Raw genomic sequence first — 23903 nt, forward strand, 5'->3', positions numbered from 1 at the left:
GACCGCCCTTACGCCATCTTCAGGCGGCGTTGTGAAGGCGATAGGTAACAAGACCGTCGGCCATCACATCTCGCAGTGATTTCGCCAGTGCCAGCACGGCCAGATCGGCCAGCGGCTCAAATACTACGACGAGCGCGTAGGAAGCGGCGAAAGACGCGATGGAGGCGAGGTTCTCGGCCGCAAAGCCCGCACCATACAGCGCCCAGAAGGCGACCCACGCCACGATGCCGGATTGATAGGCGGTCGAAAGCGCAAGCGCCTGGCGATACTGCAGGTCAACATAGGCGGTGCTGCGAGGAATGATCCACCCGGCCAGCGCCTGGATCGCAAACAAAGGCACCAGCAGCGTGGTCACGTTGATACCATATTGCGGCAGGTCGGTCGGTACGAAGAACAGCCCCTGCAGCAGAAGACCAAGCGCCAGCCCGAATGCGGCTGGCGCTGCGCCGAACAGGAGAAACAGCGTCGAGCCGAGAATGAAATGCACCTCCGAGACCCCGATCCGGAAATGCGGCAGCAGTTCGAAGAAAGAGAAGACCAGGACCGTTGTTGCGACGGTGCGCACCGCGAATGAAACAAACCCCTGCTCGCGCACGGTTTCGACCGTGAGCTTGAGAGCGCAGCCGGCGGCAACGGCACCGGTCGCGTAACTCAGCACGAGCTTGGCGCCCGTAACGATACCTGGTTCGATATGCATGACTTACGTCCCTTCTGCCGTCACACGACGGCGCTGGTGTTAAAAACTGCAGGGCCGGTCTTCTGGCTCGCGGTTCAAAACGGGCCCCGGCATTCCCAAGCTGACGGCCCAGTGGCGGATTGGAGCCCCTCACCGTCTTACAGGCGCGGGGGGGGGGGGGGGCCGGGGCTTTGGGCGCCGCATTCAGGTCCGCCCTTGCCCGGTTCCCGATTATGCTCCGGCGCTTTGCGCCGCTTCGAGCACCATGCCTGATCTGTGTGCTCCTTCCGACGAGGAGACGTCAAGGGGCTCGCGAGATCGGGCGACGGCCTCATCATAGAGTCTCTCCCGCCAGCGCGCCGAAAAGAATGACCGCCGCCGTTGCGGCGCTGGCTTGCGCGAGCTGCTCTGCAAGCTTTGCAATCGTGGTGCGGACAATCCGCTCCTGGGCGCGGCCCAGAGACTCCGCAAATAGCGCCGGGGTGTCGGGAGCCATGCCGTGCTCGATCAGCTTTGCCGCGAGCGCCGGGAATGTGCGCTTGCCCATATAGACCACGGTCGTCGATTCCGGATCGGCCAGTGCCGCCCAATTGAGATTCGCGGGCAACCGCCCGGTGACATCTGGGCCGGTCACGAACTGGACGCGGCGCGAGGTGTGCCGGCGGGTGAGTGGAATGCCGCGCGCTGCCGCAACGCAGGCCGACGTGACGCCTGGAATGATCTCGTAGTCAATGCCCGCAGTTTGCAGCGCCTCAATTTCTTCTTCAAGCCGGCCGAAGATGCCGGCGTCTCCCGATTTCAAATGAACAACGCGGGCGCCTGCGGCGGCGTAGTCGATGAGCAGCCGGTTGACGTGCTCCTGTTTGGCTGAGGGCCGGCCCACACGCTTGCCAACCGCTACCAGATTGGCCCCGGCTCGGGCGTAATCGAGGATCGCGCCCGAGGCAAAGTCGTCATACAGCACGACATCAGCGGCGCGCAGACGCGCAGCCGCCTTGAGCGTCAGGAGCTCGGGATCGCCTGGGCCGGCCGAGACAAAGGAAACAAAGCCGCTCACCTGTCCTCCGCAATGAGGTGGAAGAACGTGCCGGTGGCGTAGCCGCGCCGCGAGCCCGTCTCCGCAACGACCGCGCCAGTCGCGTCGCGTACGATAGCCAAAGCTGTATCGGGCTGCGAGACGATCGTGGAGTAATGGAATTCATGGCCGCGCAGTAGCGCGCCGGCCTGATATCCGGGCATCGGCAGAGCAAGTTCCGCAAGCCGATAGCCCAGATGCATGCGACGTTGGGCAAAACTCGTATGCAGGCCGAGCAGTCCCGTCATCTCATGGTGTGTGCCGTGGGCGTCAGTTAAAGCGGTGCCAAGCAGCATGTAGCCGCCACACTCGCCATGCACCGGCCGTGTCTCGGCAAAGGATTTTAGCGCACGGCGACATCGGCGATTTGCCGCGAGTTGGCCGGCGTGCAATTCCGGATAGCCGCCGGGCAGCCAGCAGACGTCGGCACTGTCATCAGGACCCTCGTCGGCGAGCGGCGAGAAGGTCGTGATCTCGGCTCCGGCGGCACGCCAGGCCTCCAGCATGTGCGGATAGACGAACGAGAATGCGCCGTCGCGCGCCAGAGCGATGCGTTGCCCGGGTGGCTTTACGCTTGGGCCGTACGCGGCGCATGGCGCCGTCCAGGCGCATGCCGCCGATTGCAGCACTGCATCGAGATCGACATGCTCAGCGACGAAGCGGGCGGCTTCCGCGATCAGGCCGTCGACCTCGCCCTGCTCCTCAGCCTGTACCAGGCCAAGATGCCGCTTCGGCAAAGTGATCGCGGCGTGGCGGGGCAACGTCCCGAACACCAGAATGCCGGCGCCTGCCATGGCACGGCGCACCAGGTCCTCGTGCCGCGTGCTGGCGACGCGGTTGAGAACGACGCCGGCAAGACGCACGCCCGCGCGGAAATCGCGCAGTCCCGCAGCCACCGCTGCAGCGGTTTGCGCCTGTCCGGAAGGATCGATCACAAGCAGGACCGGCCAGCCCGTCATCTCGGCAATATCGGCGGTGGCGCCGGTGCCCGAGACGCCCCGCGCGGCAACGCCATCGAACAGGCCCATCGAACCTTCGGCCAGAACGAGATCCGCATCCGCACCGCGCGCGGCGAGCACTTCGATCGCCTCACGCCGCATGGCCCAGCTGTCGATATTGACGGAGGCGCGTCCCGTAGCGGCGGTATGAAAGGCCGGATCGATGTAGTCCGGCCCGCTCTTGAAGCACTGGACCTTCAGCCCGCGATCGCGATAGGCGCGGGCCAGCGCCAGCGTCAGCGTCGTCTTGCCGACACCGGATGCCGGCGCGGAGATGACGAGGCTCCGCGCCATCACGACGCCTCCGGAAAACGCGGCGTCGTGCCGACAGGCCGGTAGCGACGGTCATAATCGGTGGCGTACAGACGACTTTCGCCAAACTCCTCCGTTCCCAAGGTACAGCCGACCAGGATGAGGGCAGTGCGTTCGAGCTCGGTACCAACCGCAGCGTCCAAGGTACCGAGCGTGGCGCGGATGATGCGCTGGTCGGGCCAGCTCGCGCGCCAGACGATCGCCACCGGGCAGTCCAGACCATAATGAGGCGCGAGTTCGGCGACCACCTTGGCGAGCATATGCACCGAGAGATGGATGGCGAGCACCGCACCGGTGGCGGCGAAGGCGGCGAGTTTTTCGCCCTCAGGCATCGCGCTCGCCCTGCCCGGCGTTCGCGTCAGCACCACGGACTGCGCAAGACCCGGCAGCGTGAGCTCGACTTCGAGCGCCGCCGCCGCTGCGGAAAAGGCCGGCACGCCGGGGGTGATTGTATAGGGAATGTAAAGCGCACGCAGGCGGCGCAATTGCTCGCCCATCGCCGACCAGATCGAAAGGTCGCCGGAATGAAGCCGTGCGACATCCTTGCCTTCCGCGTGCGCGGCAACGATCTCGGCGATGATCTCATCGAGCGATAGCCGTGCGGTATTGACGATCCGCGCACCTTGCTGGCAATGCGCAAGAACGCCCTCGGGCACGAGCGAGCCAGCATATAGGCAGACCGGACAGGCGGCAATCAGATCACGGCCGCGCAAGGTCAGCAGATCGGCGGCCCCCGGCCCTGCGCCAATGAAGTGCACCGTCATTCGCCATCTCCTTCCGCGATCGCTGCGGTGGCCGTCCGATCGTGCGAAACCATCCGTGTCGAAATAAGGCGCGCATGTCGGCCGGCCGCTACAAGCGCGGCGGCTTCCGCGACGGATCCCGCGCCGAGCTTCGCCTTGATGAATTCAGACTGTGTCGGCGTAATGATGCCAGCCAGGGCCTTGGCCGGCACGGCCTTGATCGGCACGTTGAGCTCACGCGCCAGCAATTTGAGCGCCGCCGCTTCTGCCTTCCCGCTGACGGTTGCGACAGCCGCGATTCCGTCGGGACCACCTGCGGCGACAAGCGCTTCGCGCAGCGAAGCAACATTCACGTCACGCCTGAATCCCAGACCCGCGACCTTCACTTCACCGCACTCCATTGCACGACCGGCCGCGCCGCCTCCCAGGACCGGTAGCGGCCGAGGCTACCTGCCTGCGCGATTTCGACCCGCATCAGTTCGCCGCCGCAACGCTGCTGCAGGTCCGACAGCAACGCCTCCGTCTCCAACGTGACGGCGTGCGCAACGATCCGCGTTCCCGCCTGCATGCGGGACCACACGCCATCGAACATCGCGGCATCAAGCCCTCCGCCGACGAACACCGCCTGTGGTGTCTCGATGCCCGACAGAATGCCGGGGGCCGTTCCCTCGATGACGGTGATCCGATGCGCCAAGCCGAAGGCGGCGGCATTGCTGCGGATATTCGCCGCGCGATCGCCTCGTGCTTCGATGGCCGTCGCCACGCCTCCGCACAAGGCCCACTCCACGGAGATCGAGCCGGAGCCCGCACCGATGTCCCACAATCGCTCGCCGGGCTTGGGTGCCAGCACCGAAAGCGCAAGAGCGCGCATCGGACGCTTGGTAATCTGGCCGTCATGCACGAACAGCGAATCCGGGAGGCCAGAACTGCGTGACAGCCCGTCCGATCCGCCGGCCTCCAACGCAATGGCTGCCAGACCGGCGCTATGGTCGGTGACGTAGCTGTCAGCGCGATGTTGCGTGATGGTCTCGCGTGGGCCGCCAACCGCGGTGAGAGTCCATAACCGCGACTCCCCCCAGCCGCGCGCTGTCAGCCATTCGGCCAGATCGCCGGCCGCCTTGCCGTCGCGCACCAGACAAATGATGCGCGCGCGGCGCGCCAGATGCGGAACCAGCCGTTCAAACGGTGCAGCATGAAGGCCGAGACAGCTCACGGATTCCAGCCGCCAGCCAAGCCGTGCTGCCGCCAGCGAGAATGTTGACGATGCGGAATGGACGATCCATTCGCCGGCAAGCAATTTCTCCGCGAGACTTGCGCCGACGCCGTGCCAGAACGGATCGCCCGAGGCGAGCACCGCCGTCGGCCGGCCGCGGCAGGCCAGCACGCAGTCCGCATCGAACGGCACCGGCCAGGGACGGCCGCGGTCGGCAATGCCTGCCAGCGCGAGATGCCGTTCGCCGCCAAAGACCGTTTCGGCTTCTGCAAGGGCTTTTCGACTTGCTTCGGAGAGGCCTGCAAGGCCATCTTCGCCGATGCCGATAATTGTCAGCCAGGGATTACCCATGATGCGCGCCCTCATCCTGGGCGGAACGAGCGATGCCAATGTGCTCGCGGACGCCGCGGCGCGTGCGGGGCTCAACGCGGTCTATTCCTACGGGGGACGCACCCGCGCCCCTGCAAACCAGCCGCTGCCGACCCGCATCGGCGGCTTCGGCGGCGCGAGCGGCCTTGCCGAATACCTTCGTCGAGAACGAATTACGCATGTCATTGACGCGACCCATCCCTTCGCGGCCGAGATGAGCCGCAACGCGGTTGCGGCGTGTGCGACGAGTGGAGCCCAGCTGATCGCGCTCGAGCGCGCGCCCTGGGCGAAAGCGCACGATGAAAGCTGGATCGAGGTCGCGGACATCAGCTCCGCTGTCGCGGTGTTGCCAGACGAGCACGCGCAGGTGTTTCTTGCGATCGGCCGGCAGCATATCGCCCCCTTCGGCGCCAAGCCGCAGCACGCCTACACTTTGAGGTTTGTCGATCCTCCCGCCGGACCGCTGCCGTTGCCAGACGCCGACGTCATCGTGTCGCGCGGACCATTCACCCTCGCCGGCGAATTGGAGATGATGCGCTCGCGCGGCATCGAATGGATCGTTGCCCGCAATTCCGGGGGAACGGGCGCGCGTGCCAAGATCGACGCCGCGCGCGAACTCGGCCTTCCAGTTGTCATGCTCTCGCGGCCGCAACTGCCCGACAGGCCGCGGGCGGAAAGCGTGGCCGAGGTCATGGAATGGCTCGGTCATCGGGCATGCCTCGGAGCATAGACCCAGCGACCGACGCGACGGGTCGCCGAATTACCGACGATGACGAGGGTTCGCATGTCGGCCATCTCCGATCGCGCCTCGTGCAGCGTGACCGTTCGAATTCGCTCTTTGGGCGTGCTGACAGCGTGCGCGAAGATCACGAGGCGTTCACCGCAGCCTGCCTCACGCAGAATCTCGAGCGCGCGTCCAAAACCCTCGGGCCGGCTCGCCGAACGCGGATTGTACATCGCGATCGCGAAGTCGGCTTCGGCGGCAAGTCGCAGGCGTTTCTCGATCGTCGGCCACGGCTTCAGATTGTCGGAGAGGTTCATGGCGCAAAAATCGTGACCGAGAGGCGCGCCGGCGCGGGCAGCGGCCGCCAGCATCGCCGTCACGCCAGGAAGGACCCGGATGGGAAGCCCCTGCCATTGCGGCGATGCTTCAAGCGCTTCGAACACGGCTGAAGCCATCGCGAACACGCCGGGATCGCCGGAGGAGACCACAATGACGTGGCGTCCTTCCGATGCCAGCCGCAGGGCGACGGCCGCACGCTGCAACTCCATGCGATTGTCGGATGGATGCATCGTAAGCCCGTCACGGGCCGGCACGCGCTCGACATAGGGCGCATAGCCCAATATGTCGGTCGCGGCAGCGAGCGCGGCGGAGACTTCCGGCGTGACCAGCGCTTCGTCGCCCGGCCCAAGTCCCGCGATGGTCAGCGAGCCCGTCATTCGGCGGACTCCATGCGCCGCCCCCGCCCGTGCACCAGCACGATCGCAAAATAGGGGCAATCTGCCTCGTCGACGTCTCTCAGCCGCGCCACGCGCTCGCCCGGCATGGTGCCGCGCTCAATCAGCCATGCGTCATCAAGCCGGCCGGCGACCGCCAACGCGCGACGGACCTTCCCGAGATTGCGCCCGGTCTTCATGATCACGAGCGCATCGGAATTGCGCACGCGCCGTTCGAGTTCGTGCTCCGGCAACGTTCCCATCAGCACCGTCATCACGTCGTCGCCAAGGGCGATCGGCTGGCCAACCGAATTCCAGCAGCCCGCCATTCCGGGAATGCCTGCGACCACCTCGATCTCTATTCGCCCCTGCAAGCGAGCGTGCAGGTGCATGAAGGAACCATAGAAATAGGGATCGCCCTCGCAAAGCACGACAACGTCGACCGCGCGAGTGAGCCGCGCAAGACGCTCCGCCCACTCGTCGTAAAAGCCGGCGAGGAGGCGGACATATTCCGGACTGTCAAAGGCGATCTCCGTAGTGACCGGATATTCCATCGGGTATTCGCAGATGTCCTTGGCAAGTAGCCCATCGACGATGCGCCGGGCCTGGCCGGGGCGACCTTTCTTCCGGAAATAGGCAACATGCGTCGCCGCGCGGACCTCGCGATCAGCGCGCACACTCATCAAGTCCGGATCGCCTGGCCCGAGGCCGCAGCAGATAATACGACCCACGGCTATTCGCTCCGGCTTGCCAGCGCATTCACGGCGGCAACCGTGATCGCGGATCCGCCAAGACGTCCTTCGACCGTGAGCGCGGGCGTGGGCGGATCGGCCATCAGCGCAGCCTTGGCTTCAGCCGCGCCGACAAAACCGACCGGACAGCCGATGATCGCCGCCGGCCTTGGACAGTTGCGATCCTCCAGCATGTTGAGGAGGTGAAACAACGCGGTCGGCGCATTGCCGATGGCGACGATCGCCCCATCGAGATGCGACCGCCACAACTCCAGTGCTGCGGCTGAGCGGGTATTGCGCATCGATTGCGCGAGCCTGGGGACAGCAGGATCGTCGAGCGTGCAGATAACGGCGTTGCCGACGGGCAGGCGCGCGCGCGTGATTCCCCCCGACACCATGCGCGCATCGCAGAGCACAGGCGCACCATTCTGCAAGGCAGTCCGCGCGATATGCGCCATGCCGGGCGTGAAGCGGATATGCGCCTCGAGACCCACCATGCCGGCAGCATGGATCATGCGCACGACCACCGGCTCCTCGTCGGGAGTGAAACGCCGAAGGTCCGCCTCGGCCCGGATAGTGGCGAAGGATTGCCGATAGATCGCCGCGCCGTCGGTCTCATAGGTGTGCGGCATCAATGCCCTCCCATTAGAACGGAGGGATCCGCAACGATCTCCGTACCGCTCAGTCCACGCAGGAACGGCGCATCGCGCGTCGAGCCGCCGCGAACGAGATCGAATCCTGCGCTGGTCGCAACGAGCGTGATCGAAGCCGGGGCGGAATGGGCACAACCCTTGGCGCAACCGGAGACGTGAAGCCGGACATTTGCGGCAATATGCGGCGCAAGCGCGGCCGCCAGCGCGCGCGTATCGGCATGCGCCTCGCGACAGCGCGGAGCGCCGCTGCAGGCAACAACGCGCAGAACTGGATCATCGGCTTGTGTGATAAAGCTCTCGCAGCGAGGCACCGCGTGCAGCCCTTCCGCCAATATCATCCGCCACGGCGTGACGCGCAGCGCCGGTGCGTGACTGGCGAGATAGCTTAGCGCCGAGTGGGGCACTTGCCCGAACGCTGCGCCGAGCATCGCGCCATGCGGATAAAGGCCGGGAAGTGGCGCAGCCAGGAGGCGAGCGGGTTCGGCGTGGCCGCGAAGAGCTTCCGGCGGTCTTGCGCCGGTGCCGATGTGGGCGGCCATCCGCCCTCGCCCGCCCTTGGCTCCGCCCGAGGCGATGAACCATTCGGCCAACGCGAGCGCGACCTGCACGGCTTCTCGTCGCCTGACGGGCCGGCCAAGCGCCTGGCCGTCGGCGCGCACAATGAGCTCACCTACAAGATCGCGCTCGATCCGAACGTCGGCGGAGGCGCCGGCTAGCCGGCGCTCCTTCCCGTCGTCGACGGCGAAGCCGAATTTGGTCGGTAGATCGAGAGGACTGCTGGCAAGAGCCCGCTCGAGCTCAGCGGCAATCGAGCAGGTGTCGTCGCCAATGGTCCAGAACGGCGTCACCAGAACGTTGCGCCGCGCCTCGGACTCCGGATTCTGATCGAGCAACTCCAGCCGCGCGAGTACGTCGGTCAGCGGCAGAAGACCTCCATCACTGACACCCCGGATCTGGAGGTTCGCCCGGCTGGTCAGATCGATCAGACCGTTGCCGTGGCGCTCTGCCAGTTCCGCAATTCCTGCCGCCTGCCTCGCATCGAGCCTTCCGCCATGCGGGCGAATGCGTACCACCAGGCCGTCCCCCGACTGCATCGGACGCAGGGCACCGGGGCACCAGCCCTTGATCGCGACGACGCTCATGAAGCCTCCCGCAGCGCGGCCGCGATCGAATTGCGCCGCGTCATCCAGAGCGAAGCTTCATGCAATCGGGTGAAGCAGGTTTCGATCGCCGCGAGCGCCACAGCATTCTCACGTGCCATGAACGCGCGAACGTCGTCGTTACCGAGCGTCGTATCGTAGTAGAGATCGAAGAGATGCGGAGGCACGGCGTCGGCAAGATGGGCGAAAGCGGCCATGTGCTCGAGCGTCGCGGCGATCTCGGCCGCACCCCGAAAGCCATGACGCATCATGCCTGCGATCCAGTCCGGATTGGCCGCGCGCGCACGCACGACGCGCGATATTTCCTCCGTCAACGCGCGTGCATGCGGCCGATCGGGTCGCGTTGTGTCGAGGTGATAGAGCGATAGGGCGGCCGCACCAAGCCGCGCGGCCGCGGCCGCAACGCCCGCCTCATGCACGGCATAGTCTGCGGCAACGAGCAGGTCGGTCTCTGGCAGGTCCTGAGCATGGACGAAGGCGTCAGCCGCGGCGAGCCTCGCCTCGATACCCGCGCGGTCAGGCCGCATCGCTCCATCGGTCGCGAACGCCCAGGACGAAGCCGATAGCCAGGCTTCACCGGCCGCTTCGCGCGATTCCTCCGTGAAGACATCCGGCATCGATGCCATGCCGACGCCATACTGCCCGGGACGCGGTCCGAACACCCGCGCCGCGCGATGGCGATAGGGATTTTCGTCACCCTCCTCGTCGCGTTCGGAAAGCGCTTCACTCGCCGCCTCGAACAACCGTGCAAGACCTGAAAAGACGTCGCGGAACAGCCCTGACACGCGAAGCGTCACGTCGATGCGTGGCCGGCCGAGCGCGGCCGGCGCGATGATGTCATAACCCGTAATCCGCCCCGAGGCCTGATCCCAGCGCGGCGCAATGCCCGCAAGATGCAAGGCCATCGCAAAGTCCTCGCCTGCGGTGCGCATGGTCGAAGATCCCCAGAGATCGACCAGCAGCCCCTTCGGCCAGTCCCCGTGATCCTGCAGATGACGGCGCAGCAATTCCTCGGCAAGCTTGATCCCCTGCGCATGCGCCGACGGCGTTGGTATGGCGCGGGGATCGACGGCATACAGATTGCGTCCAGTAGGCAGCACATCGCTGCGCCCACGATACGGCGAGCCGGCAGGCCCCGGCGCAACGCGCCTGCCGGAGAGCGCATCGAGCAGCGCGGTTTTCTCCGCGTCACCGCAAGCCCCGAGGCCGAACACATGCAGGCCGTCACAGAACTGGCTCTCCTTGAGATCGCAAACGAATCGATCGATCCGCGGAATGGCATCGGCCGGCGCGGCTGAAGCGGCAAGGCCAAGATCATCATCGAGGCCCGCGGCACGGGCTTCATCACGGATCGCCCCAACCAGGCGCTGGCGGCGTGCGGGATCGAGGCCATCGGCGGTCGAATATTCATCAAGCAGCTGCTCGAGCCGGCGCAGACTTTCGGGCAACGCGGCCTTTGCCAGCGGCGGCGGCAAATGGCCGATCGCGACGGCGCCGATCCGCCGCTTGGCCTGCGCCGCCTCGCCGGGATCGTTGACGATGAAGGGATAGATCACCGGCAAATTTCCGATCAAAGCCTCCGGCCAGCAGGAGCACGACAGCGCGACGGACTTGCCGGGCAACCATTCGAGCGTTCCATGCGTCCCCATATGGACGATGGCGTGGATGCCTTGCTGCCTGAGCCAGAGGTAGACGGCGACATAGGCGTGGCGCGGCGTGCGCGAGAGATCGTGATACTCGGTATCACGATTAAAGACTTCGCCGCGTTCTGGCTGAACCGCAATGATGGTCTTGCCACGCCGGATCGCTGCGAAACGAAATTCGCCGCCGCGACAAGAGGGATCATCCTCCGGCGCTCCCCATGCGCTCGCAAGGTCTTCCTGCAATTCGCGTGAAAGCTTTGCCAGCGCCGCGCGGTAATCGGCAACGCCAAAGGTCAATTCCTCCCGCAGGAGGGCTTCACCGAGTGCTTCTGCAGCTTCGACATCGAAACCTGCAGCGCCGAGATCCGACAGCAGCGTCTCGACCGAAGCAAGCGCGTCAAGCCCGACTGCATGTGCGATCTGGTGCGGCCGACCGGGATAGCTCGAAAGCACAATTGCCAGCCGCTTTTCGCCTGCCGGCGTGTTGGCGAGCCTGTGCCAAGCCGCCACCCGCTCGGCGACAGCACACACGCGTTCGTCGTCGGGCCTGTGCGCGAGACCGGCAAATTGCAGATCGGGGTCGCGCTCGCCCGGTGACTTAAAGCTCACCACGCCGGCAAACAGCCGGCCGTCAACCTCCGGCAACACCACATGCATCGCCAGATCGCCCGGCGAAAGACCGCGAAGCGATCCGGCCCAGTCATCGCGCCCGGCCGTCGACAACGCGACCTGGAATACCGGGCAGGATACGATATCGAAAGGCGTCGTGCCACCGTCGCCGACCGCAGAAAAGGCAGTCGCATTCACGATAACGGCCGGAGCACGCTGCTCGAAATGAGCCCTCAACCAATCCGCCACACCGGCAGCTTTCAGCGAGGTCACGAACACGCCATAGGCATCAAAGCCCTTTTGCCGTAGCGCTGTGATCAGCGCGTCGACCGGTGCGGTATCTGCAGCGGTGAGATAGGAACGATAGAAAGTGACCAGCGCGCGCGGCCGCTGATCGGGACTTGGCTGTACCGCCATTGCACCGCAATCCGGGTCGTAGAAACCGATCTCCGGGATTTCAATCTCTCCCATGACGGGCCCCGCATAGAAGCCCGCGGCCAGCGCGAGCTGGGCGATCGACGCTTGCGCCGCCGTCGCACCGCCCTTGTCGCACAAGGCTTTCAGCCGTCTGAGCGTCGAGATGGGTAATGTCGAGAGCGTATCCAGGCGCGGGTCGTCGCGACCGTCCGCCGGGAGCACCGCGAGCGCGATGTCGCGGTCCTTCGCCAATTGATGCAGGGCAGACAGTCCATATGACCAGTAGGACTCGCTACCGATCAGGCGCACCAATACGCCGCGCGCATGCGACAACGTCCGTTCGATATAGGTGTCGACCGACAGCGGATGACGCAGCTCTGCAAGATTCGCGAGCCTCAGCGACGGCAGGCCGGCACGGCCGCGGCGCCAGCCGGAAGCAAACGCGGCGAGATCGCTGTCCGAAAACGAGAGCACCACAAGGTCGGCCGGATCCTGGCCGAGATCCTTAGGGACCGCGGTCTCCTCGAGACCGCGGCTCTCGCGAAAGACGACGTGCATCAGACTCCAAGTCCCGCCCTGATGGCAGCTTCGTCGATGTCGTCGTGTTCACCGATCAGAACCAGCTTCGACTGCCTTGGTCGTGTGCCCCAAGGCATATCGAACTGATGCCGTACCCGCTCCCCGACCGATTGCAGGAGCAATCGCATCGGCTTGCCCGCGACGGCAATATATCCCTTGGCGCGCAGCACATTTTGTTCGCGCGCAAGCCGCTGGATCGATGCGACCAGCGCATCGATGTTCGCAACTTCCGGGAGCTCGACGACAATGGAGGCAAAATCGTTGTGTTCGTGCTCCTCCTCGCCGTCGTGGTGCGAGGGGCGCGCGGCGAGATCGTCTTCGGCCGCCACTTCGAGACCAAGGATCAAACGCGCATCGACTGCGCCGTCGATGACCGGCAGCATCAGCACGCGACGCGGCATCTCGGCGGCAATCGCCGCCTTGGCCGCTTCCAGCCCGTCAGCGCCGGCAAGGTCCGCCTTGGTCAGCAGCACGATATCCGCGCAAGCGATCTGGTCCTCGAACACTTCCGACAGCGGCGTCTCGTGATCGAGATTTTCATCGGCCGCGCGTTGCGCCTCCACTGCGGCAAGGTCCGGCGCGAAGCGACCGGCCGCCACCGCCTCAGCATCCGCCAGCGCGACCACGCCGTCGACCGTGATCCGTGAGCGGATCTCTGGCCAATCGAACGCCTTGAGCAGTGGCTTCGGCAAGGCCAGTCCCGATGTCTCGATCAGGATATGGTCGGGCTTCACGCGGCGCGAGAGCAGCTGCTCCATGGCGGGAATGAAATCGTCGGCGACCGTGCAGCAGATGCAGCCATTGGCAAGCTCGACGATGTTCTCGGCAGGACAGCTGGCGTCCGCGCAGGATTTAAGGATCTCTCCGTCCACGCCTTCGCTGCCGAACTCGTTGACGAGCACCGCAAGCTTCTTGCCGTTCGCGTTGGCGATCAGGTGCTGGATCAGTGTCGTCTTACCCGACCCGAGAAAGCCGGTGACGATGGTGACCGGGACCTTGGCGAGCGTGTTCATTCTGCGGTCTCCGGCACGACGGCGATGGATGGAATGCGGGCAAGCGATTGTTTGCGGAAGATCTCCGGCCGGCTGCGCCATGGCACGATGCCGTCGGACGCCGCCGCATAGGCCGCAGCGCCGGCAACAACATCCGGCGCGTTTACATCGGACAAGCGGCCGTACACATAGGACCAGCGTCCGGGGGCGCTGAGCGCGATCGAGCAGCCTTGGCTGCAAGCGGACAGGCACTCGACCGGAACGACGTTGACGCTTTCCGGCACGCCAGCCTCGAGGATGGCGCTGTGCAGACGCGCGCCTAGCGCGGTTTCGCCTTCCCTTGGCGATTGGCCGGCACGGCAGGTGACACAAACATGAAGCGTGACGGTCATCGCCCCTTCCTCAAAAAATTTGGCGGGGGCGATGAGGCACACGAACCGGTGACGTGAGGGTTCGTTCCCCGTCGCGGATCACCCCGTCCGCCGGTTCAATCGGTGCGCTGGCAGGTCTCCCGGCTTGCGGAGTAGGTTTCCCTTCGATCCCGCCTTCCCAACCCCAAGAGGGATCAGTGGCTTTTGGAATCTCTCCGGTCACGGTCGCGGGGGCGGCTGCGCTTCAGGCTCAAGCTTCGAAACTTTAAGCCCTATCGCATTCCCTCTTCGCCTGTCGTAGGACAGGAACCAACGCTCCCTCACCATTTGCCCTAGCGTGCAACTTGTCAAGCCAAAGGAACGTGCACATGATTTCCGAACCAGATGCCGTTGAGGAGGAAACCATCGTCTCCGAGACTTCGCTCGAGACCCGCCATGCGGCCAAAATGGCGAAGAAGAAGGCCGCCCGTGACCGGATGATGGCCGCCAAGAGCAACGAGAAGGGACTTATCATCGTCCACACCGGGGCGGGCAAGGGAAAATCTTCCTCGGCCTTCGGTATGATCATGCGGTGCGTGGCGCATGGCTTTCCCTGCGCCGTCGTGCAATTCATCAAGGGGGCGTGGGACACCGGCGAGCGCCGTCTTCTGACCGGGCATTTTGGTGAACTGTGCCAATTCCACGCGATGGGTGAAGGCTTTACCTGGGAAACACAGGACCGTGCCCGCGACATCGCCGCCGCACGCGCGGCATGGGAGAAGGCCATGCAGTTGATCGCCGATCCAGCCCTGCGCATGGTTGTCCTCGACGAGATCAACATTGCGCTTCGCTATGACTATCTCGAGGTTGGCGAAGTGGTCGAGTTTCTAAAGAATGCAAAGCCGCCCATGACGCACGTCGTCCTCACCGGACGCAACGCCAAGCAGGAATTGATCGATGCCGCCGACCTCGTCACCGAGATGACGCTGGTGAAGCATCCGTTCCGATCCGGCATCAAGGCGCAGCCCGGCGTCGAGTTCTGACAAAGTAGCCGAGAAAAATCCGTGGCGCGCGCATTGATGATCCAGGGAGCGGGCTCCGATGTCGGCAAGTCGCTCATTGTCGCCGGGCTTGCACGCGCCGCGACGCGCCGCGGCTATCGGGTGCTGCCCTTCAAGCCGCAGAACATGTCGAACAATGCGGCCGTGACCATCGACGGCGGCGAGATCGGACGCGCGCAGGCATTGCAGGCGCAAGCCGCAGGCGTCGAGCCTCACACCGATATGAATCCCGTCTTACTGAAACCGGAGACGGATGTCGGCGCGCAGATCATCGTTCAGGGACGTCGCGTGGCGACGTTGCGCGCGCGTGAATACGCGGCCATGAAGCCCTCGCTGATGGGTCCGGTTCTCGAGAGCTTCGCCCGCCTGAAGGATCGCGCCGATCTTGTCCTGGTCGAGGGCGCCGGCAGCCCCGCCGAAGTGAATTTGCGGAGCGCCGATATCGCCAATATGGGCTTTGCACGCCGGGCGGACGTCCCGGTGGTGCTGATCGGCGACATCGACCGCGGCGGCGTCATCGCGCAGCTCGTCGGAATCAAGACCGTGCTCGATCCCGCGGATGCCGCGATGATCCGCGCTTTCGTCATCAACAAATTCCGCGGCGATCCATCCCTGTTTGACGACGGTTACCGGCTGATCGAAACCCGCACATCCTGGCGGGGCTTTGGGGTCCTGCCCTACTTCGCTCGCGCCAACGAGCTTCCGGCCGAAGATGCGCTCGGGCTTGTCGGCGCGCGCAAGGAGGGGCAATGCAAGATCGCCTTTCTCGCGTTGTCGCGGATCGCGAATTTCGACGATCTCGATCCGCTGAAACTCGAAGCCGGCGTGGATCTTGTGATGGTCCGGCCGGGAGAGGTGATCCCTGGCGATGCAAAGCTCGTGATCGTTCCCGGCTCCAAGTCGACACGCGGCGACCTCGCCTTCCTGCGCGCTCAGGGTTGGGACATTGATCTTCTTGCCCACCATCGCCGCGGCGGCCATGTCCTCGGCGTCTGCGGCGGTTACCAGATGCTCGGACGCAATGTGGCGGATCCAGAAGGAATCGAGGGACCCGCGGGAGAAACGCCAGGCCTCGGACTCCTGGATGTGACAACACTAATGACAGAGCAGAAGACGCTCACGCACGTTACAGCGTCCCACGCCGCGACGAACCAACCGATCGAAGCCTATGAGATTCACATCGGGCAGACCGATGGGCCAGATCGTGCAAGGCCATTTGCCAGTGTCGGCGGCGCGCCGGAAGGCGCGGTTTCCAGCGACGGACGCGTGCACGGCAGCTATCTGCACGGCCTGTTCGCGTCCGACCATTTCCGCAAGGCATTTCTCGCGCAACTCGGCATTCCGGCTGCAGACCAGCAGTATCGCGCCAGGGTCGAGAGCGCGCTCGACGCGCTCGCCGAGCACATGGATACCCATCTCGATCTTGAAGGCCTGCTCGCGCTTGCCCGCTGAAGCGTGATCCTCAACGCGAGAGCGCGGCAGCAAACCGCGCCCATTCCGTCTCGTTACCCGGCAAGCCCAGCCGCAGCCATCCCGGCCTTTGCCCAAATACACGCGACCAGATCTGGCTGCGTGCGAGTCGCTCCTGCGCGGCGCGCGCATCGCCGGTTTCATAGAGCCGGAACAGCGGCGTGCCGCCAACCAGTTGCCAGCCCTGCGATTTCACTTCGGCGTCCAGCCGGAGACAGTCGTGTGCCAGACGCCTCGAGGTCGCCTTTGCCCAATCGCGATCGAGCAAAGCGCGCCGTCCGATCGCAATCGCTGCACCCGAAATCGGCCATGGACCCGCCATCGCCGCCAGCGCCGCGACATCAGCCTCGCTGCCGAGCGCGAAACCGAGCCGCAGTCCCGCAAGCCCGTAAAACTTTCCGAACGAGCGCAGGATCAACAGCCCCGGCCGTCCCGCCTCCGGTGCCAGCGACAGGTCGGGGACCGTGTCGCCGAAGCTCTCGTCGATCAAGAGCCGACCGACACGCGGCAAAAGCGCGAGCAATTCGTTCGGATCATGGCGCCGACCGTCTGGATTGTTGGGATTGACGACCACGGCGAGATCCGCACCCGCCAGCCCTTCGAGATCAGAGACTTCGGCCACATCCCAGCCCGCGGCCGAAAGAATCGCTGCGTACTCGTTATAGGTCGGCGCGAGGATTCGCGCCCGGCCGCGAAATGAGAAGAGATGTGGCAGCAACTGAATGGCCGCCTGCGCGCCACCTATAGCTACGATCGGCGCCTTGGTGGTACAGGCTTGCTGCGCCGCCCGATGGAGCGATTCAATATCGGATTGTGAGGGCAAAGCGCTCCAGTGTCTCGGCGCTACCTCGCCCACAGGATATGGCTGCCGATTGATGCCCGTCGAAAGATCGATCCAGTCTTGCACCCGCCCGCCAAAGCGCTGCAGCGCAAGATCGAGATTTCCACCATGCTCAAGCATTTGCTGCTCCTTCATGCGAAGGCCAGGATCGCAAGCACTCCACCCAACAGTATCATGGCGCGGCGATAGAGCTGCAGTCCCCGGCGGATGTCGGCGGCAAGCGGATCGCGCGCTCCCTCGTTCAGCCAGGGCTCGTTCGCGGTGCTTCCATGATAGATCCGGGGACCGCTGAGCCGCACGCCGAGCGCACCGGCCATGGCTGCTTCCGGCCAACCGGCATTGATCGAGCGGTGGCGGTTCGCATCACGCACCATGCAGGACATCGCATCCGAAGGCCGCCCGGCGACCAGCGTGAACAGACAACCGGTGAGACGCGCCGGAATGAAATTTGCGAGATCGTCGATGCGCGCGGCGGCCCAACCGAAAGATCCGTGCCGCTCGGTGCGGTGGCCGATCATGGAATCGAGCGTATTGATCGCCTTGTAGCCGACGATACCCGGAAGCCCGAACAACGCCCCCCAGAACACCGGCGCGACGATGCCGTCGGAGGCGTTCTCGGCCATGCTCTCGATGGCCGCGCGCGCAATACCTGCCTCATCGAGAGCTGCGGGGTCGCGTCCCACAATGTGCGCGACCGCTGCACGTGCGGCTGCGATATCACCGGATTGCAAGGGATGCGCAACGGCGGCGACATGATCATAGAGCGAACGCAGTGCGACCAAGGGCCAGGCCAGGATTCCCAGGAGGACGATGCGGCTCCATTCAACGGCGAGCGCCGCCTGAACCGCCCATCCAATTCCGGCCAAAAGCCCAATCACGAAAAGCGCCACGGCTGCGCCAGCAATCCTCCGGATTCCGGGCGGATCGATGGACCTGTTGAAGCTGATATCGAGGATGTTGATCAGCCTGCCGAGCCATGTGACGGGATGGCCCACGCGGGCGAACAATGCATCGGGCCAGCCCATCAGGGCGTCCACCGTCATCGCCAATGCCATCGCCCCCGCAAAGTCCACGCATCGTCTCCTGTCATGCCTGATCCTGATGCACAAGAATTCCGCACCAAGGCAAGCCCCACCTCGCCCGATTTCCGCCTTTGTCTTTATCGGAGATTGGTGATTACTGCAGGCCTGAGCGGAGGACGTCATGGCCATCATACTCATCACGGGCGGCGCCCGATCGGGCAAAAGCCGGCGCGCAGAAGCCCGCGCGCGCGCCTTTCCGGGGCAACCCGTGTATATCGCCACGGCAGAGGGGCTCGATGAGGAAATGGGCGAGCGAATCGCAAAGCATCGCGCGCGGCGAGGAAAGGACTGGATCGAGCGCGAGGTGCCGCTCGATCTCGTGCAGGCCCTGGTCGAAACCGATGGCGGTGGCGCAAGGCTGGTCGATTGCCTCACACTGTGGCTGTCGAACCTGCTCCACGCGGAACGCAACTGGTCGCATGAGGCTTCGCTGCTCGCTGACGCGCTTGCCCGCCAGCGCAGGCCGGTCATCATGGTCACGAACGAGGTCGGGTTCGGTATCGTGCCGGATAATGCGCTGGCGCGCGCATTTCGGGACGCGGCGGGTATCCTGAACCAGACGATTGCCTCCGTTGCGGACGAGGTCGAATTCGTCGTGGCAGGATTGCCGATGAAGCTGAAGTAATGCCGCGCTTGGCGCAATTGCGACGCGTCGTCGGGTGAGGCGAGCGAGTTGACGGTTCGAGGGCTGAAGACACATGCATCATTTCGAGCTTCTCAGGGGCATCGTCACCGACCTGAGAATCGCCATTTCGCTCTCCACGCTTCTGCCTCTCGGGCCGGCGACGCCGGTCAGCGATGGCGATGTTGCCCGCGCGAGCTGGGCGTTGCCAGTGGCAGGATTGCTGGTTGGCTTTGCCGGTGGGGCGGTCTACTGGATCGCACGCGAGGTGGGCTTGATGCCAAGCCCTGCAGCCATGCTGGCGCTGGCGGCCACGGTTCTCGTCACCGGCGCGATGCACGAGGACGGCCTTGCCGATACCGCCGACGGGCTCGGCGGCGGCCGGACGCGCGAGCGGAAGCTCGAGATCATGCGCGACAGCCGGATCGGTACTTACGGCGCGTGCGCGCTTGTCGCATCGCTCATCTTGCGATGGAGCGCGCTCGAAACGATCGCCGAGCCAATGTCGATCGCGGCGGCGCTTTCGGTTGCAAATGCGGCGGCGCGCGCCGGCATGCCCGCCTTCATGTGGCTGATTCCGCCGGCGCGATCGGATGGGCTTTCGGCCCGAGCCGGACGGCCGCCGGGGCGAAGCGCCGCCATTGCATTTGCTCTCGGGGGTCTTTGCCTCGTTTTCGGTTCCGGGCCGAGCAAGGCGATGATCGGAGTGATTTTGCTCTCACTGGCCGGGTTGATACTGGCGTGGCTTGCCACGAGGCAGGTCGGCGGACAGACAGGTGATATATTGGGTGCGTTCGAACAGATTGGCGAGATCGTGGTTTTGCTGATGACAGCCGCCCTCCTCCACACGGAACCAGGACCCTGATGGCCGCTTTCGATGAAGCCTTTCGCCGGCAACTGCGCGAGCTCTTCGTGTGGCGCCGCGACGTGCGGCGCTTTCGTCCCGATCCTCTGCCGAGCGGCGCCATGGAGCGGCTGATTGAGATCGCCTGCCTTTCCCCGTCGGTCGGCCTGAGCCAGCCTTGGCGGTTTGTGATCGTCGAAGACAACGCAAGGCGCAGTGCCGTGGTCGAGGATTTCAGGGCCTGCAACGCCGATGCGTTGTATTCTTATTCAGGCGAACGCGCGGCGCGATACGCGAGCCTCAAGCTCGCCGGTCTCGAAGAGGCCCCGGGTCACTTGGCCGTGTTCGCGGACAAGACGAACGATATGGGACATCGCCTCGGGCGTGCAACCATGCCGGATACGGTCGAATACTCCGTCGCCGCCGCCATCTGCTGCATGTGGCTCGCCGCACGTGCAGACGGCATCGGATTTGGCTGGGTGTCGATCCTTAACCCGGTTCGCATCCACGAGGTTCTTGAAGTGCCGGAGTCCTGGAAGTTCATCGGCTATCTCTGCGTCGGCTATCCCCAGAAAGAGTTTGATCGACCCGAACTTGAGCGCGCCAACTGGGAATATCGGCGATCGGCGAAGGAATTTACCACTCGACGCTAGCGCCCAGAATTTCAAGTTTCCACCCGGAGCCTTCGTCGCGTGTCAACATCGTGTAGGTCAACCAACCAGGATGCTGGTCGCGATGCATCATGATGCGAACGACCAGGCGATTGGCCGAAGGGCAACGTTAGATTCCTCTCGGCCAGATATTGGCCCCACACTGGTTTGTCTGGCACTGCAGACCCGGGCCGCGATGTTTTTCCAGAGAGAGAGAGAGAGAGAGAGAGAGAATTTCCAGTCCAGACGTCTGTGTTCGCTCGCAATACCCCGTGCGTAGCTAAGAAGCGAGAAACTCGTTTCGGGTTGAGGCCCCGGATCGGCGCGACCGATGCGGCGCCTGTTGCTGGCTGCAGTCGAAATCGGTGGGCCTCGCGCTTAAAGCTAAGCGCTAACCGACATCGATCGCCCCGCAATGATGGGTAGAGCGCGTGAGAAGCCACCCGCAGCCATCTACAGAGTACGCTCGCACGACGATCAATCAGTGCGCTCGCAATTCGACGGGAAAGAATAATACCCGGTCGCCAGTTCAGCTGTACGAGGCCACAACGATTTGAATCAACGCACTTAGTGGTAAATGCCATGCCTGTCCTTAGGACAAAACGCTTTTCTGCCGGCCCAGTATTGTTGCGAAGTAATAGGCCGGTGACAGACATCAACTAATCCGATGGGCCGTTCTGATTTAGCGATGGACTGGTGCGAGGACGCGGCGCCAACCCCTGAATTCATGGGTGTGAGTGAGATCAAATGCAAGATCTGCAAGCTGGCGCTCGTACTCGCCATAGTAAAAAATGCCCGGCCCCCTTTCGGCGGCCGGGCGGAAGTCAGTCTGGGAGGAGCGACGCTGCTACACATCGCACCAGCTTCCGTCGGCAGAGGGAGGGTGCCGGCGGTTCATTTACGGCGAGGGCATTCGCCGTTAACTTTTCACGGGGGGCCGATATCCGTTCCAAACGAAATCTGGTTTCGCTTCCTTCTCTATTCAGGGAATTCGGCCCAACGCTGCGGGGGAAGGTCGGCAACGGCGTCAGTTCTTCCCTCACGTAATCTTAGGACGGTCGCAAGATCATGCTTCTGAGATGGACCCCACGGAAAAGAGGCTGTCCGTCAATGCTTCACCCACCGACTGATCGTCATCCACGACGGAAATGACGCCGAGTGTGTGCGGCCATTTGCACCAGACTATGCGCTTTTTCTATGCAGCATTCCGTAAAATTGGTGAAATCGATTGTTTTGATGGGATGCATCTATACTGTTGATACATAAAGACATGCGTTCAGCGGCCTTGATCTAAATCGCGTCGTTCGCGCCGGACGCTCTGATGACCCAGCGTAAGCTCTGGCCTCATAGCAATCTATTCTATCAAGACCTCGGGGTGGCCGACTTTTTTGCGCGGCCTCGGCCCTTTTCCCACCTGCAAGGCCCGCTGCGGGCTTGCGCTGCTTTTACGGATCAGCCAGGGCACGCCGCGGAAATCTCACAATTGCGCGTTTAGGGCTTCAATCGCGAAAGACCACTGAGGGGGCGCGTTGGCCGACGGCTGGTGCGAAGGTATCATCGAGGCTTGCACGGACACGGCTCGCAAACTGCGAGGCACCGGGCTCATCATGGCGCATGATTGTTTGATGGCCGACAAAGTCTCACTCGGCAACGTGGTAATTGCGACACTATTCTCAATCCAAGAATATCGCGCGGCCGTGCCCCGGGCCGACTAGACGCACATCATCGACAGCCTTCGAGCGGCACGTCATTTGCAAAGATGATGTTGGGCGTGGACACGGACGTTCACCCGTGCCGATGCCCGCAACCTCCAGGTTGCAGCCCGACGCACCCCTTGCTTCCCCTGCAAAGTGCGTCGGGCTTTTCGGTCGTCAAGTTTCCATGCATCTGTCTATCCTCCGCGTGAATGCAAATTGGAACGCCGATGAACTATACGCGCGCATTTTCGGAGACGCCGAACGCCATGTCGGCGCCAATCATCGGATGCATGGCGATGTTCTCGGCGACCAGCGGCATTGCGGTCGCCGAGATTTAGTCCACTTCCTTCTGCACAGACGCAGGTAACGTTCACGGTGAGCAGGAAGCGCTTGCGCCAGAGCGCAGCGACGCTGAAAAGTGCAGTTCCCTACTCGCTGAAAGGAGTGATCACCTTCAATAGTTCTTGCGGTAGCGCGTCCAATCCGATTAGAAGGGCACGCTGCTCCGTATCCGGATTTTCGTATCCGGGATGCAGCAGACAACCTGTCGGGGAGCCAACGAAAAACATTCCCAAATTGATAGTTTCCCGGCGATTTAGAGCACGACCAACCACAACCTTGACGATCAAGCCCAATGGCTTGGAATCGCTGATCTCGCCGGTCATGCTCCCAGTGAAGCTGATGGAAGCCACTCGATCCAGCTTGCGACTGCGCGCTGCAATATATGTTAAGCAATTGTGATGCTCACCCGGGATTTCGATCTGAAATGAGAATTTCTCGATAGCCGTATTGCCGTCGTTCCGCACCCTAATGATTACGCGGGTCAGCGACCGAAGCGTGCGTCCGTCCAATCCAACTCCTAGTCTTACTGCGTCATAAAATTCGATGGCTACTTTGACTTGAGATTGCTCTGATGCAACAAGGACATCGAGATAGGGGCCGAGAAGTATGTCGGAGTGACCGCCCGCGTAAACCTTCGCAGGAACGTCTTGTGCGCTCCGCAAATTGAGGCTGCATCATATTCATGTCGAGCAGCAATGTTGCCTCCACCTTGCCTGTCTGCATCGCCTTTAGTGACCCCTCATCCGAGCAGTGCTATCTCGTCTTACGACGTGGGAGCGCCGGCTTGTCGTCTTTAGGCAAGGTATCCAGGGTGTCGTCGCTCCTTTGGAAGGCTGAACAAAGAATTCAGATAAATGAACACCTAGCGATTCGGCGATCCGGTCAAGAAGATCAATTGTCGGGTTCTTTGATTGCCGCTCAAGACCACCCACATAGGAGCGGTCAATCCCGGTATCGCGAGCCAATTTCTCTTGCGGAATACCGCGATCTACGCGGATCCGGCGTACATTGCAGGCCACGAGCACACGAGCTTTCATGCGCCAAAGCGTGCCATTTGGCATGGCTTCAAACCACTGGCTATATCCATACTATTGCAGCAAATTCATGCGGGATGCAGATGCGACGCATAAGCTTACATGGAATAGACGGCATTCAACAAGATGATCCGGATGTCGCGCGAATGAGCTGGTGCTGACCACCTATAAAGAGCCGCATCTGGTGACGTATTGGCGGCCTCGTGATGCTGACGATGACGAGAAGTGGTTTGAGGACAACCGGGGCCATCCACCGCTACCCCATGGAGAGTATGGTCGGCATCGTCGAAGTGTCACTCCCTA

22 protein-coding genes, 1 pseudogene and 2 riboswitches are annotated in these 23903 nt (G+C 63.5%); of the genes and pseudogenes, 6 read left to right on the top strand and 17 right to left on the bottom strand.

Annotated features, from left to right (window positions below; translation table 11 throughout):
• Window positions 1-19: 19 nt before the first annotated feature.
• The 6 genes from CQ13_RS28225 to CQ13_RS28250 form a co-directional block, all read right to left on the bottom strand.
• Window positions 20-697 carry an energy-coupling factor ABC transporter permease gene (locus CQ13_RS28225; protein ID WP_057846096.1) on the bottom strand — a complete coding sequence of 226 codons (678 nt, stop codon included), beginning with the start codon at window positions 695-697 and terminating at the stop codon, window positions 20-22.
• 35 nt (window positions 698-732) lie between these two features.
• A riboswitch (cobalamin riboswitch) is annotated at window positions 733-959 on the bottom strand.
• 51 nt (window positions 960-1010) lie between these two features.
• On the bottom strand, window positions 1011-1733 hold the full coding sequence (gene cobA / locus CQ13_RS28230; protein ID WP_057846097.1) for a uroporphyrinogen-III C-methyltransferase: 723 nt from the start codon (window positions 1731-1733) through the stop codon (window positions 1011-1013).
• The gene (locus CQ13_RS28235; RefSeq protein ID WP_057846098.1) at window positions 1730-3043 is read right to left on the bottom strand and encodes a cobyrinic acid a,c-diamide synthase CobB; all 1314 of its coding nucleotides are present in this window, start codon (window positions 3041-3043) and stop codon (window positions 1730-1732) included. The genes cobA and CQ13_RS28235 overlap by 4 nt, the downstream gene beginning before the upstream one ends.
• A complete protein-coding gene (gene cobM / locus CQ13_RS28240) occupies window positions 3043-3825 on the bottom strand; it encodes a precorrin-4 C(11)-methyltransferase (RefSeq protein ID WP_057846099.1) in 783 nt (260 codons plus the stop codon). The genes CQ13_RS28235 and cobM overlap by 1 nt, the downstream gene beginning before the upstream one ends.
• The gene (locus CQ13_RS28245) at window positions 3822-4190 is read right to left on the bottom strand and encodes a cobalamin biosynthesis protein (RefSeq protein ID WP_057846100.1); all 369 of its coding nucleotides are present in this window, start codon (window positions 4188-4190) and stop codon (window positions 3822-3824) included. The genes cobM and CQ13_RS28245 overlap by 4 nt, the downstream gene beginning before the upstream one ends.
• On the bottom strand, window positions 4187-5368 hold the full coding sequence (locus tag CQ13_RS28250) for a bifunctional cobalt-precorrin-7 (C(5))-methyltransferase/cobalt-precorrin-6B (C(15))-methyltransferase (RefSeq protein ID WP_057846101.1): 1182 nt from the start codon (window positions 5366-5368) through the stop codon (window positions 4187-4189). Before CQ13_RS28250 ends, CQ13_RS28245 begins: the two co-directional genes overlap by 4 nt.
• Here CQ13_RS28250 and CQ13_RS28255 point away from each other — a divergent pair.
• Entirely contained in the window at window positions 5367-6116 is a 750-nt protein-coding gene (locus CQ13_RS28255) for a cobalt-precorrin-6A reductase (protein ID WP_057846102.1), read from the top strand. The genes CQ13_RS28250 and CQ13_RS28255 overlap by 2 nt on opposite strands.
• Here CQ13_RS28255 and cobJ read toward each other — a convergent pair.
• Genes cobJ through CQ13_RS28290 form a run of 7 tightly spaced genes read right to left on the bottom strand, consistent with a single transcriptional unit; the run spans window position 6092 to window position 13999 of the window.
• Window positions 6092-6826 (bottom strand): precorrin-3B C(17)-methyltransferase, encoded by a 735-nt coding sequence (gene cobJ / locus CQ13_RS28260; RefSeq protein ID WP_057846103.1) that lies wholly within the window; start codon window positions 6824-6826, stop codon window positions 6092-6094. The genes CQ13_RS28255 and cobJ overlap by 25 nt on opposite strands.
• The gene (locus CQ13_RS28265; protein WP_057846104.1) at window positions 6823-7554 is read right to left on the bottom strand and encodes a precorrin-2 C(20)-methyltransferase; all 732 of its coding nucleotides are present in this window, start codon (window positions 7552-7554) and stop codon (window positions 6823-6825) included. The genes cobJ and CQ13_RS28265 overlap by 4 nt, the downstream gene beginning before the upstream one ends.
• A 2-nt stretch (window positions 7555-7556) precedes the next feature.
• Window positions 7557-8186, bottom strand: a complete 630-nt coding sequence (locus tag CQ13_RS28270) for a precorrin-8X methylmutase (RefSeq protein WP_057846105.1) — start codon at window positions 8184-8186, stop codon at window positions 7557-7559.
• The gene (gene cobG / locus CQ13_RS28275) at window positions 8186-9349 is read right to left on the bottom strand and encodes a precorrin-3B synthase (RefSeq protein ID WP_057846106.1); all 1164 of its coding nucleotides are present in this window, start codon (window positions 9347-9349) and stop codon (window positions 8186-8188) included. Before cobG ends, CQ13_RS28270 begins: the two co-directional genes overlap by 1 nt.
• Window positions 9346-12594 carry a cobaltochelatase subunit CobN gene (cobN, locus tag CQ13_RS28280; RefSeq protein WP_057846107.1) on the bottom strand — a complete coding sequence of 1083 codons (3249 nt, stop codon included), beginning with the start codon at window positions 12592-12594 and terminating at the stop codon, window positions 9346-9348. The genes cobG and cobN overlap by 4 nt, the downstream gene beginning before the upstream one ends.
• Complete coding sequence (gene cobW / locus CQ13_RS28285; RefSeq protein ID WP_057846108.1) at window positions 12594-13628, bottom strand: cobalamin biosynthesis protein CobW; 1035 nt, start codon at window positions 13626-13628, stop codon at window positions 12594-12596. Before cobW ends, cobN begins: the two co-directional genes overlap by 1 nt.
• Window positions 13625-13999 (bottom strand): DUF1636 family protein, encoded by a 375-nt coding sequence (locus CQ13_RS28290; RefSeq protein WP_057846109.1) that lies wholly within the window; start codon window positions 13997-13999, stop codon window positions 13625-13627. The genes cobW and CQ13_RS28290 overlap by 4 nt, the downstream gene beginning before the upstream one ends.
• 92 nt (window positions 14000-14091) lie before the next feature.
• A riboswitch (cobalamin riboswitch) is annotated at window positions 14092-14307 on the bottom strand.
• Window positions 14308-14346: 39 nt separating this feature from the next.
• Between CQ13_RS28290 and cobO the strand changes: the two genes are divergently transcribed.
• On the top strand, window positions 14347-15000 hold the full coding sequence (cobO, locus tag CQ13_RS28295; protein WP_057846110.1) for a cob(I)yrinic acid a,c-diamide adenosyltransferase: 654 nt from the start codon (window positions 14347-14349) through the stop codon (window positions 14998-15000).
• Window positions 15001-15021: 21 nt separating this feature from the next.
• The gene (locus CQ13_RS28300; protein WP_057846111.1) at window positions 15022-16470 is read left to right on the top strand and encodes a cobyric acid synthase; all 1449 of its coding nucleotides are present in this window, start codon (window positions 15022-15024) and stop codon (window positions 16468-16470) included.
• Between the two features lie 10 nt (window positions 16471-16480).
• On the opposite strand, the gene cobD is transcribed toward CQ13_RS28300, so the two are convergent.
• Window positions 16481-17449 (bottom strand): threonine-phosphate decarboxylase CobD, encoded by a 969-nt coding sequence (cobD, locus tag CQ13_RS28305; protein ID WP_057846124.1) that lies wholly within the window; start codon window positions 17447-17449, stop codon window positions 16481-16483.
• Window positions 17450-17460: 11 nt separating this feature from the next.
• The gene (gene cbiB, locus CQ13_RS28310) at window positions 17461-18402 is read right to left on the bottom strand and encodes an adenosylcobinamide-phosphate synthase CbiB (protein WP_057846112.1); all 942 of its coding nucleotides are present in this window, start codon (window positions 18400-18402) and stop codon (window positions 17461-17463) included.
• A 130-nt stretch (window positions 18403-18532) separates the two neighbouring features.
• Between cbiB and cobU the strand changes: the two genes are divergently transcribed.
• The 3 genes from cobU (at window position 18533) to bluB (ending at window position 20530) form a co-directional block, all read left to right on the top strand.
• The gene (cobU, locus tag CQ13_RS28315; protein ID WP_057846113.1) at window positions 18533-19036 is read left to right on the top strand and encodes a bifunctional adenosylcobinamide kinase/adenosylcobinamide-phosphate guanylyltransferase; all 504 of its coding nucleotides are present in this window, start codon (window positions 18533-18535) and stop codon (window positions 19034-19036) included.
• A gap of 73 nt (window positions 19037-19109) precedes the next feature.
• Window positions 19110-19898, top strand: coding sequence for an adenosylcobinamide-GDP ribazoletransferase (gene cobS / locus CQ13_RS28320; RefSeq protein ID WP_057846114.1), 789 nt, complete (start codon window positions 19110-19112; stop codon window positions 19896-19898).
• Window positions 19898-20530: a 5,6-dimethylbenzimidazole synthase gene (gene bluB / locus CQ13_RS28325; RefSeq protein ID WP_057846115.1), complete on the top strand. Its 633-nt coding sequence runs from the start codon at window positions 19898-19900 to the stop codon at window positions 20528-20530. The genes cobS and bluB overlap by 1 nt, the downstream gene beginning before the upstream one ends.
• 2122 nt (window positions 20531-22652) lie before the next feature.
• Here the strand turns inward: bluB and CQ13_RS28335 are convergent.
• Entirely contained in the window at window positions 22653-23075 is a 423-nt protein-coding gene (locus CQ13_RS28335) for a hypothetical protein (protein WP_156433963.1), read from the bottom strand.
• 244 nt (window positions 23076-23319) lie between these two features.
• Window positions 23320-23603 (bottom strand): annotated as a pseudogene (locus CQ13_RS41645) (helix-turn-helix domain-containing protein).
• Between the last annotated feature and the right edge of the window lie 300 nt (window positions 23604-23903).

The sequence above is a fragment of the Bradyrhizobium retamae genome (assembly GCF_001440415.1).
In the GTDB taxonomy this organism is placed as follows: domain Bacteria; phylum Pseudomonadota; class Alphaproteobacteria; order Rhizobiales; family Xanthobacteraceae; genus Bradyrhizobium; species Bradyrhizobium retamae.